General features: G+C 75.9%; 3 protein-coding genes. All 3 read left to right on the forward strand.

Annotated features, from left to right (window positions below; all coding sequences use genetic code 11):
- On the forward strand, positions 1 to 393 hold a 393-nt coding region (locus GTW08_RS03730; protein ID WP_237453512.1), incomplete at its 5' end, for a MauE/DoxX family redox-associated membrane protein.
- Between the two features lie 134 nt (positions 394 to 527).
- Positions 528 to 1,991, forward strand: a complete 1,464-nt coding sequence (locus tag GTW08_RS03735; RefSeq protein WP_073578097.1) for a glycosyltransferase family 39 protein — start codon at positions 528 to 530, stop codon at positions 1,989 to 1,991.
- A gap of 40 nt (positions 1,992 to 2,031) precedes the next feature.
- A partial coding sequence (locus tag GTW08_RS03740; protein ID WP_161151413.1) for a DNA-formamidopyrimidine glycosylase family protein occupies positions 2,032 to 2,879 on the forward strand: 848 nt, incomplete at its 3' end.

Consider the following 2,879-nt stretch of genomic DNA (forward strand, 5'->3'; position numbering starts at 1 on the left):
CGCTCCCCCGGCACCCCGTCCCGTGACCGGCGTCTCGCTCTCGGGCTCGCGGGGCTGCTCGGCACCGCCGCCGTCCTGCACGTGGTGCGGCCCGAGCCGTTCGACTCGATCGTGCCGCGCAGCCTGCCCGGGGAGCCCCGGTTCTGGACCTACGCCTCCGGGGCCGCCGAGGGCGCCGTCGCCGCGGCGGTCGCGCATCCGCGGACCCGGCGTGCCGGCGGCTGGGCCGCGGCAGCGCTGTTCGCGGCGGTGTTCCCGGCGAACGTGTCGATGGCGCTGCACTGGAACCGCAAGGACCCGCTGTACCGGGCGATCGGCTGGGGTCGGCTGCCGCTGCAGGTCCCGCTGGTGCTGTGGGCACTGCGGATCGCCCGCAGCGCCCCGCGCGGCTGACCGGAGGGTGGGCCGCCGGTAGACCGAAGTCGATCGTCCACCGCCCGATGCCCGCTGCACCGGACGGACCCCCCGGGGTCTGATGGCGCCGGGCCCGGGACCGCCGGCGTCCACGTCGTCGCTCGGGGGGACACATGACGTCGTCGACCACGGTCCGGGACTCCGGCGCTGCGCCCACGGCGGTTCCGCGGCTCGCGCGGCTGCCCGTCGGGATCGTCGCCGGGGTGGTGGCCGTCGTCCACCTCGTCATGGGGGCGCTGGGGCGCGGGTACTGGTTCGACGAGGCGCTGATGCTGGCGATCGGGCGGCACCACCTCGACTGGGGGTCGGCCGACCAGCCCCCGGTCGCACCGGCGCTGGCCGGGCTCGCCGACGTCCTCGCACCCGGGGTGAACGGGGTGCTGCGGATCGTGCCGTCGCTGGCGACGGCGGGCGCGGTCGTCGTCGCCGCGTTGATCGCCCGCGAGCTGGGTGGCGACCGCCGCGCCCAGGTCCTCACCGCGCTCGCCCAGGCCACCGGGCTGTGGGTGACGCTGTTCGGGCACTTCCTGACGCCGTACTCGCTGGAACCGCTGCAGTGGGCGCTGCTGCTGTGGCTGCTGGTGCGCTGGACCCGGGTCCGCGACGACCGGCTGCTCCTCGCCGTCGGCCCGCTGCTCGGCCTGGCCGCGCTGACGAAGTTCCAGGTCATCCTGCTGGGCGCGGTGCTGGTCCTCGCGATCGGCGTGGCCGGGCCGCGGGCGATGCTGCGACGGCCCGCGTTCTGGTGGGCCGCTCTGCTGGGTGCACTGATCGCGTCACCGACGCTGGTGTGGCAGGCCATGCACGGCTGGCCTCAGCTGCGCATGACCTCGGTCGTCGCGCAGGAGTCGGTCCTGTTCGGCGGGCCGGGCCCCAACGCGGTGGCGATGCTGCTGCTGGCCGGGCTGCTCGGCACCGTGCTCGTCGTGGTGGGGGCGGTCGCGGCGTTCACGACGCCGCGGCTGCGGCCGTACCGCTTCGTCGCGGTGACCTTCCTCGTGCTGTGGATCGTGTTCGCGGTGACCGTGGGGCGTGCCTACTACCTGTGCGGTCTGCACGGTGCCGTCGCCGCGCTCGGGGCGGTGTGGTTCCAGGAGCGGCGCGGGGCCGGGCGACGGCGGTGGTCCTGGGTGGCGTGGCCGGCCGGGATGCTGTCGGTCGCCCTCGCCGCGGCGATGCTGTCCGCGAGCGCCGGGGCGGCCGACCCCGCCGTACCGGAGCGGATCGTCGGCGAGGTCGCCCGCGTCCGCGACGGGCTGCCCCCGGACCAGCGGGACCGCGCCGTCGTGGTGGGCGGCTCGTACATCTTCGCCGCCTACGTCGACACCGCCGACCCCGCGCTCGGCCTGCCGCCCGGGTACAGCGGCAACCGCAGCTACGGCTACTTCGACCCGCCCCCGGACGACCACGACGTCGTGATCTTCCTCGGCCGGGACCCCGGCCTGCTGGCGCCCACCGGGGTGGCGCTGCGACCGGTCACCGACCTCGGCGACGGCAACCGCATCTGGCTGGGCGAGGGCATGACGCGTCCGTGGTCGCAGGTGTGGCCGCAGCTGCGGACCCTCGTCGTCGACTGAGCCCGGGCCGGACCCGGCCCGCCCGGGTAGCGTCGCGGACGTGCCCGAGGGAGACACCGTGTACCTGGCCGGTAAGCGGCTGCACAGCGCGCTGGCGGGGCACGAGCTGCTGCGCGGCGAGCTGCGCCACCCGCGGCTGGTCGAGCACGACCTGGCCGGGCTGACCGTCACCGGTGTCGTCCCGGTCGGCAAGCACCTGTTCACCCGGTTCGACGACGGCCGCAGCCTGCACAGCCACTTCCGGATGGACGGCTCCTGGCACCTGTACCGGCCGGGCATGCGGTGGCGCCGGGTCGCGCACGAGGCGCGCGCGGTGCTGGAGACCGCCGACCGGGTCGCGGTCGGGTTCGCCCTGCACGACCTGGAGCTGCTCGCCACCGACGACGAGCACACCCTCGTCGGTCATCTCGGGCCCGACCTGCTCGACCCGGACTGGGGCCCCGGCCACGACGCCGAGGCGCTGCGCCGGATGACCGCCCGGGCCGGCCACCCGCTCGGGCTGGTACTGCTCGAACAGCGGGTCATGGCCGGTCTCGGCAATCTCTACCGCAACGACATCTGCTTCCTGCTCGGGCTCACGCCCTGGGTGCCGATCCGCGACGTGCCCGACCTGCCCGGGGTCATCGACCTGTCGCGGCGGCTGCTGTCGTCGAACAAGGACCGCCCGGAGCAGACGACGACCGGCTCGCTGGCCGCCGGCGAGGCGCACTGGGTGTTCGAGCGGCCCGGACGCCCGTGCCGCCGGTGCGGGACCCGCATCCGGACCGCCGACCAGGGCGACGACCACCGCGCCCGGATCACCTACTGGTGCCCGCGCTGCCAGACGGGACCGTCCCCGCGCCCGGTGCGCCGGGCGACCGGCCCGCGCCGCGGTGCCCCCGGGCGACC

Origin of the sequence: Pseudonocardia sp. SID8383 (assembly GCF_009864975.1) — a bacterium.
Classification (GTDB): Bacteria; Actinomycetota; Actinomycetes; order Mycobacteriales; family Pseudonocardiaceae; genus Pseudonocardia; species Pseudonocardia alni.